8 protein-coding genes are annotated in these 6613 nt (G+C 72.4%); 2 read left to right on the plus strand and 6 right to left on the minus strand.

Annotation, left to right across the window (positions count from 1 at the left end):
- Nucleotides 1-178: 178 nt before the first annotated feature.
- Genes purB through D0D28_RS34800 form a run of 4 tightly spaced genes read right to left on the minus strand, consistent with a single transcriptional unit; the run spans nucleotide 179 to nucleotide 3397 of the window.
- Nucleotides 179-1603 carry an adenylosuccinate lyase gene (gene purB, locus D0D28_RS34785; protein WP_116115439.1) on the minus strand — a complete coding sequence of 475 codons (1425 nt, stop codon included), beginning with the start codon at nucleotides 1601-1603 and terminating at the stop codon, nucleotides 179-181.
- Complete coding sequence (locus D0D28_RS34790; protein ID WP_116115441.1) at nucleotides 1600-2190, minus strand: TetR/AcrR family transcriptional regulator; 591 nt, start codon at nucleotides 2188-2190, stop codon at nucleotides 1600-1602. The genes purB and D0D28_RS34790 overlap by 4 nt, the downstream gene beginning before the upstream one ends.
- An 18-nt stretch (nucleotides 2191-2208) precedes the next feature.
- On the minus strand, nucleotides 2209-2895 hold the full coding sequence (locus D0D28_RS34795; RefSeq protein WP_116115443.1) for a hypothetical protein: 687 nt from the start codon (nucleotides 2893-2895) through the stop codon (nucleotides 2209-2211).
- Nucleotides 2888-3397, minus strand: coding sequence for a SigE family RNA polymerase sigma factor (locus D0D28_RS34800; RefSeq protein ID WP_116115445.1), 510 nt, complete (start codon nucleotides 3395-3397; stop codon nucleotides 2888-2890). Before D0D28_RS34800 ends, D0D28_RS34795 begins: the two co-directional genes overlap by 8 nt.
- Before the next feature lie 99 nt (nucleotides 3398-3496).
- Between D0D28_RS34800 and D0D28_RS34805 the strand changes: the two genes are divergently transcribed.
- A complete protein-coding gene (locus tag D0D28_RS34805) occupies nucleotides 3497-4537 on the plus strand; it encodes a GntG family PLP-dependent aldolase (protein ID WP_198958406.1) in 1041 nt (346 codons plus the stop codon).
- On the plus strand, nucleotides 4534-5112 hold the full coding sequence (locus tag D0D28_RS34810; protein ID WP_094009133.1) for an HAD family hydrolase: 579 nt from the start codon (nucleotides 4534-4536) through the stop codon (nucleotides 5110-5112). Before D0D28_RS34805 ends, D0D28_RS34810 begins: the two co-directional genes overlap by 4 nt.
- Here the strand turns inward: D0D28_RS34810 and D0D28_RS34815 are convergent.
- Both D0D28_RS34815 and D0D28_RS34820 read right to left on the minus strand, forming a co-directional pair.
- Nucleotides 5109-5294, minus strand: coding sequence for a hypothetical protein (locus tag D0D28_RS34815; protein ID WP_094009132.1), 186 nt, complete (start codon nucleotides 5292-5294; stop codon nucleotides 5109-5111). The two genes, D0D28_RS34810 and D0D28_RS34815, sit on opposite strands and share 4 nt — an antisense overlap.
- Before the next feature lie 96 nt (nucleotides 5295-5390).
- Nucleotides 5391-6578, minus strand: a complete 1188-nt coding sequence (locus D0D28_RS34820; protein WP_116115447.1) for an aminotransferase class I/II-fold pyridoxal phosphate-dependent enzyme — start codon at nucleotides 6576-6578, stop codon at nucleotides 5391-5393.
- Nucleotides 6579-6613: the final 35 nt, after the last annotated feature.

Consider the following 6613-nt stretch of genomic DNA (forward strand, 5'->3'; position numbering starts at 1 on the left):
GCCTGACTCAGCGAGCCCTCCCGGCCTCGGAGGACCCCGCCCGACTCAGCGAACCCCGCCTGACCCAGCGAGCCCTCCCGGCCTCGGCGGACCCCGCCCGACTCAGCGAACCCCGCCTGACTCAGCGAGCCCCATCCGACCCAGCGAACCCCATCCGCCCGAACGAACCCCACCCAGCTCAGAGGATCGGCTGCGGTACGTACTTCGACGCCTCCGGGAACCGCGTCAGCACGTCCTCCACGCGCGCCACCACCGCGGCCACCTGCGCCGGCGCCACGCCGGTGAACGAGATCCGGTCCGCCAGCAACCGCTCCAGTGCGTCGCGGTCCAGTGGCAGTCGCGCGTCGTCGGCTAGGCGGTTCAGCAGGTCGTTGTCCGCGCCCTTCTCGCGCATCGCCAGCGCCACCCCGACCGCGTGCTCCTTGATCGCCTCGTGGGCGGTTTCCCGGCCGACCCCGCCGCGCACCGACGCCATCAGCACCTTCGTCGTCGCCAGGAACGGGAGGTACCGCTCCAGCTCCCGCGCCACCACGGCCGGGAACGCGCCGAACTCGTCGAGCACCGTGAGGAACGTCTCCAGCAGCCCGTCCAGCGCGAAGAACGCGTCCGGCAGCGCGACCCGCCGCACCACCGAATCCGACACGTCCCCCTCGTTCCACTGGTCGCCGGCCAGCTCGCCGATCATCGACAGGTACCCGCGCAGCACCACGGCCAGCCCGTTGACCCGCTCGCACGACCGCGTGTTCATCTTGTGCGGCATCGCCGACGAGCCGACCTGCCCGGGCTTGAACCCCTCGGTCACCAGCTCGTGCCCGGCCATCAACCGAATGGTCTTCGCCAGGCTCGACGGCGCCGCCGCCACCTGGACCAGCGCCGACAGCACGTCGAAGTCCAGCGACCGCGGATAAACCTGCCCGACGCTGGTGAACGTCCGCGAGAACCCCAGGTGCGCGGCGATCCGCTGCTCCAGCTCGGCCAGCGTCTCCGCCGAACCCAGCAGGTCCAGCATGTCCTGCGCCGTCCCCACCGGGCCCTTGATCCCCCGCAGCGGGTACCGCCCGATCAGGTCGTCCAGCCGGTCGAACGCCACCAGCAGCTCGTCGGCCGCCGTCGCGAACCGCTTCCCCAGCGTCGTCGCCTGGGCGGCCACGTTGTGCGACCGGCCGGCCATCACCAGCTCCGCGTGCTCGGCCGCCAGCGCCGCCAGCCGGGCCAGCACCGCGACGACCCGCGAGCGCAGCAGCTCCAGCGACCGCCGGACCTGCAGCTGCTCGACGTTCTCGGTCAGGTCCCGCGACGTCATCCCCTTGTGCACGTGCTCGTGGCCGGCCAGCGCGTTGAACTCCTCGATCCGCGCCTTCACGTCGTGCCGGGTGACGCGCTCCCGCTCGGCGATGCTGCCCAGGTCGACCTGGTCCAGCACCCGCTGGTAGTCCTCGACGACCCCGTCCGGCACCTCGACGCCCAGGTCCCGCTGCGCGCGCAGCACCGCGATCCACAGCTCGCGCTCGAGCTTCACCTTGTTCTCCGGCGACCACAGCGAGACCAGCTCGGGAGAGGCGTAGCGACCGGCGAGGACGTTCGGGATCTGCGGTTTCGTCACGCCCCAAGCTTAGAGAGCGCGCGGGCGAGCCTCGCCCGCGCCACCGCCCGCGGATCCGGGTCCACCTCGATCAAGGCGTTGACCACGGCACCGTCGACGAGCGCGATCAGCTCCTCCAGGCGGTCCCGCTCGATCGCCAGCCCGGACCGGGCGAAGATCTCGGTCAGCAGCTCCCGCAGCTCCGCGCCGAGCGCCCGCATCAGCGGCCGCAGGTACGGCCGCCGCCCGGTCGCCTCCAGCCGCTCGTACCGCAGCAGCACCGCCTCGTACCCCGCGTCCTCGCCGAGCAGCTGGTCCAGCACCAGCTCCACCACGCTGTCGATGCCGCGCGGCGCGGTCGGCAGCTCGTCCAGCTGCGCGTGCCCCTTCGCCAGCTCGGTGCGGCCGTGGTGCTCGGCGGCGGCGCTGATGAGGTCGTCGAGCGAGTCGAAGTAGTACGTCGTGGACGCCAGGGGCAGCCCGGCCCGCTCGGCGACTGCGCGGTGCCGGATCGCGTCGAAGCCGCCCTCGACCAGCAGCTCGGCCGCGGCCTCGATGAGGGCCGCCCGCCTGCGCTCACCCTTCGGCGTGCTCGCTCCGGACGTCATGGCCGCCCATCTAACCAGCTAGAACCTCTGCGCGAGCGCGGTGGCGATCTTCGCGACGTCGTCCGCCAGCGGCGCGGCGCTGCCCGGGTTCGGCACACTCAGCACGATCACCGTCCCGCCGCCCGCGGCCAGCCGCTGGTCGACCACGGCGCCGTCGGCGAGCTTCGCGAGCTGGACGCTGGCCCCCGGCGGTAGCACGGTCGCCGACACCGAACCGGTGCGGCCGTTCTCCGTGACGCCGTAGCTCGCCGTCCGCGACCCCGGGGTGCACACGTCCCCGGCGCGCGGCGCGGTGATCCCGGTGGCCGGAAGCTCGCCAGCGAGGGCGGTGGCGAGCTCCCGGTCCACCTTGTCGCACCCGGAGGTGCTGTCGGCCCGTGGGCCGTTCTCCCCGGCGCCCTCTCCTCCCTGCATGGCGGAGGGGCCGGAAAGCTGTGGCGCAACGGACGGGAGACGCTCCGGCGCGTTCGCCGGTTGCTCCTGCCCCTGGACTTGAGTCGATTGGGTGGTCCGGGACTGGACCAATCCGGCGATTCCGGCGCCGAACAGGGCGAACACCACGCAGAGTGACGCCACGGCGAGCGTCGTACGCCGCCGCGCGGTCACCCGCGCCGAGGCCGCCCGCACGTCCCGCACGTCGAAGCCCGCCGGAGGCGGCTCACCGGGCGCGGACCGGAACAGCTCCCGCAGCTCGTGCTCATCCACCGGCTTCCACCTCCTCACCCAACGCTTCGCGCAGGTTCGCCAGCCCGCGCGCGGTCTGGCTCTTCACGTTCCCCTCGCTGCAGCCGAGGGCCTTCGCCACCCCGGCCACGTCCAGGCCCTCGAAGTAGCGCAGCACGAGCACGGCCCGTTGCTTCGCCGGCACCGCGCGCAGCCCGGCCAGCAGGTCCGCGCGCGTGGCGACCTGCTCGTCCAGCCGGGATCCGGTGGGCTCGGGCTCGGGCAGCTCCGCCACGTGCCGCTCCCTCCGCCAGGGCCGTCTCGACTCGTCGATCGACGCCCGGACCAGCGTCCGCCGCACGTAGGCGTCGGTCGCGGCGCGGTCCCGGATGCGGTTCCACTTCCGGTGCAGCGCCACGAACGCCGTCTGCGCGAGGTCGTCCGCGCGGTGCCAGTCGCCGCAGAGCAGGTACGCGGTCCGGCGCACGGAGTCGCGCTTGGCCGCGAAGTACTCCGCGAAGTCCTGCTCGTCGCGTTCGTCCACGCGTTTAGGCTCTCCGCTCCTCGGTCTCGGCGTAAAGACGGAACCGCCCACCCGGCGGGTTGCACCTTCTTGAAGATCATCTGAACGGTGTGATGTGATCTGACTGTGACCTCAGCAGCCACCCAGTTGATCGACTTCCGTTCGGACACCGTCACCCGTCCGGATGAGCAGATGCGCAGAGCGATGGCGTCCGCTGAGGTCGGCGACAACGTGATCGACGTCGACCCCACCGTCCGCGAGCTGGAGGAGCGCGCCGCCGCGGTCCTCGGCATGCCGGCCGCGCTGTGGACGCCCAGCGGCACGATGGCCAACCTCATCGCCCTGTCCGTCCACCTCCAGCGCGGTGACCGGTTCCTCGCGCCGAACAACGCGCACGTGCTGAACAACGAGCTGGGCTCGGCCGCCTGGCTCGCCGGTGGCATGCCCGAGGCGCTGCCGCACGACGGCGGCCCCGGCCGGCCCAAGCCGGAGACGGTCGCGGCGGCCATCGGGTCCCGCAGCGGCCCGTACTACGCGCTGCGCACCACGCTGTTGTGCCTGGAGAACACCCACAACGCGGCCGGTGGCGCGGTCATCCCGCCGCACGAGCACGCCCAGCTGCTGTCCACCGCGCGCCAGGCCGGGCTGCAGGTTCACCTCGACGGCGCCCGCGTGTGGCACGCGGCCGTCGCGCTCGGCCTGCCGCCCGCCGCGCTGACCGTCGGTGTGGACAGCGTGTCCGCGTGCTTCAGCAAGGGGCTCGGCGCGCCCGCCGGGTCGGTCGTCGCGGGCAGCCGGGAGTTCGTCGAGCGGGCGCGCCGGATGCGGCAGATGCTCGGCGGCGGCATGCGGCAGATCGGCGTGCTCGCCGCGGCCTGCCTGGTGGCGCTGGACCGGGTCCCGGACCTCGCCGAGGAGCACGACAAGGCCCGCCGGCTGGCCGACGGGCTGCGTGACCTGGGCTGGCAGGCCGACACCCCGGAGACGAACATCGTGCTCGCGCCGGTCGCCGACATCGCCGTGACGCTGGAGTCGCTGCGGGCGCAGGGCGTGCTCGCGTTGCCGATGGCCGGCAAGGTGCGGTTCGTGCTGCACCGGGACGTCTCGGCCGCCGACGTGGACGAGGCGCTGCGCCGCATCAAGGCCGGTGGTCACCCGTGACCGGCTGGGTGGTGTTCGACTACGGCGAGGTGATCTGCGGCCGGACGACCGCGCTGCCGAAGCTGGCCGCCACGCTGGGCGTGCCGCTGGCGGAGTTCGAGCCGCAGTACTGGCGGCTGCGGGACGCCTACGACCGGGGCAGCTCCGACCTGGAGTACTGGGGCGGGATCGGGGAGGCGCTCGGCGTGCCGGTCGACGAGTCCACATCGGACAAGCTGACCGAGATCGACATCCGCGGCTGGTCGGACGTGCGGGAGTCGTCGCTGGAACTGCTGGCCGGGCTGAGCGCGGCCGGGGTGCCGCTGGCGCTGCTGTCCAACGCGCCGTCCTCGTTCGCCCGGTTCGCCGAGCGGCAGGACTGGATGCGGCACTTCCGGGTCCGGGTGTTCTCCGGCGACGTGGGTGTGGCCAAGCCGGACGCGGAGATCTTCGAACTGCTCGTCGCCCGCCTCGGCGTACCGGCGGGCGACTGCGTCTTCTTCGACGACCGTCAGTCCAATGTGGAGGGCGCGCGGGCGGCCGGGCTGCGCGCGCACCTCTGGGACGGCGCCGAGGCGGCGCGGGCCGTGCTCTAGGGCCGGATCTGCTTGCGCTCCTTGTTGTTCTTGATCGCGCTGTAGGCGGCGGCACCCAGGAAGCCGACGCCACCGATCACGGCGATCCACAGGATGGCCTTGAACACGAACCCGATCACCGAGCCGATAACCATGAACGCGAGCCAGGCGACGAGCAGCGCGCCGACGATCTTCCAGAACATGGCATTCCCCTCCGGTTGTGCCACGCGGGCTCGTTCGGCCCGCTACGAGCAGCCTCGCACGGGTTCGTGCCGGGGCGCCCGTGTTCTGGTCAACGTTCAGGGAAAACTGGGGGTTCCCCCGGAGAGCCACCGGCCCAGCCGCGCGACACCCTCGGTGACGTCGGCTTCCGACCCGGCGAAGGAGAACCGGACGAACTTCCCGCCGTCGACCGGGTCGAAGTCGATGCCCGGCGTGATCGCGCCGCCGCGGTCGGCGAGCAGCCGCTGGCACCAGCTCAGGCTGTCCGTGGTGTGCTCGGAGACGTCGACGTAGGCGTAGAACGCGCCGTCGACCGGGGCGACGCGGGTCAGCCCGATGCCGGCCAGGCCGTCCAGCAGCAGGTCGCGGTTGCGGCGGTAGTGCGCGACGTGCCCGTCCAGCTCGGCGTAGGACTCCGGCTCGAACGCGGCGACGGCGGCGTTCTTCGCGAGCGCCGGGGCGCAGATGTTGAGGTTGCCGGTGAGCACGTCGATCGCGCGGTGCAGGCGTTTCGGGGCGAGCATCCAGCCCAGCCGCCAGCCCGTCATGGCGAAGTACTTGGAGAACGAGCCCAGCACGATGGATTCCGTGGTGGACTGCCACGCGCAGCCGAGTTCGGTGCCGTAGGAGATGCCGTGGTAGATCTCGTCGCTGATCAGCTGCACGCCGCGGGCCGAACACCAGCCGGCGATGGCGGCGAGTTCGCCCGGCGGCAGCGCGGTCCCGGCCGGGTTGGTGGGGCTCGCCACGATCAGCCCGTCGATCGGGCCGAGCTCGTCGAGCAGGTCGACGGTCGGCTGGAAGCGGGTGCGCTCATCGGTGGCGAACTCGACGACTTCGCAGTTCAGGGCGGACAGCAGGTTGCGGTAGGCCGGGTAGCCGGGCCGGGCCATCGCGACGCGGGCACCAGCGTCGAAGGCGGACAGGAAGGACAGCATGAAGCCGCCGGAGGACCCGGTGGTGACGATGACGTCCTCCGGGCTGACGGTCATGCCGTAGCGACGGTCGTAGTGCCCGGCGATGGCTTCGCGCAGCTCGGGGATGCCGAGCTGGACGGTGTAGCCGAGGTTCTGCCCGGTGAGCGCCCGTGCGGCGGCTTCGAGCACCGGCTTGGGCGCGCCCGCGCTGGGCTGGCCCGCGGCCAGGCTGACGACGTCCCCGTGCGTCCGCTGCCGGGCGGCCGCCGCGGAGAGCACCTCCATGACGTGAAAGGGCGCGACGTCCGCCCGCTTGGCCGGACCGGGAAACGAAGCTGAGACGACCATGGGGCCAGCCTACGTTCTGGCTCTTTTACAAATCT

Origin of the sequence: Amycolatopsis ruanii (assembly GCF_003385175.1) — a bacterium.
Classification (GTDB): Bacteria; Actinomycetota; Actinomycetes; order Mycobacteriales; family Pseudonocardiaceae; genus Amycolatopsis_E; species Amycolatopsis_E thermalba.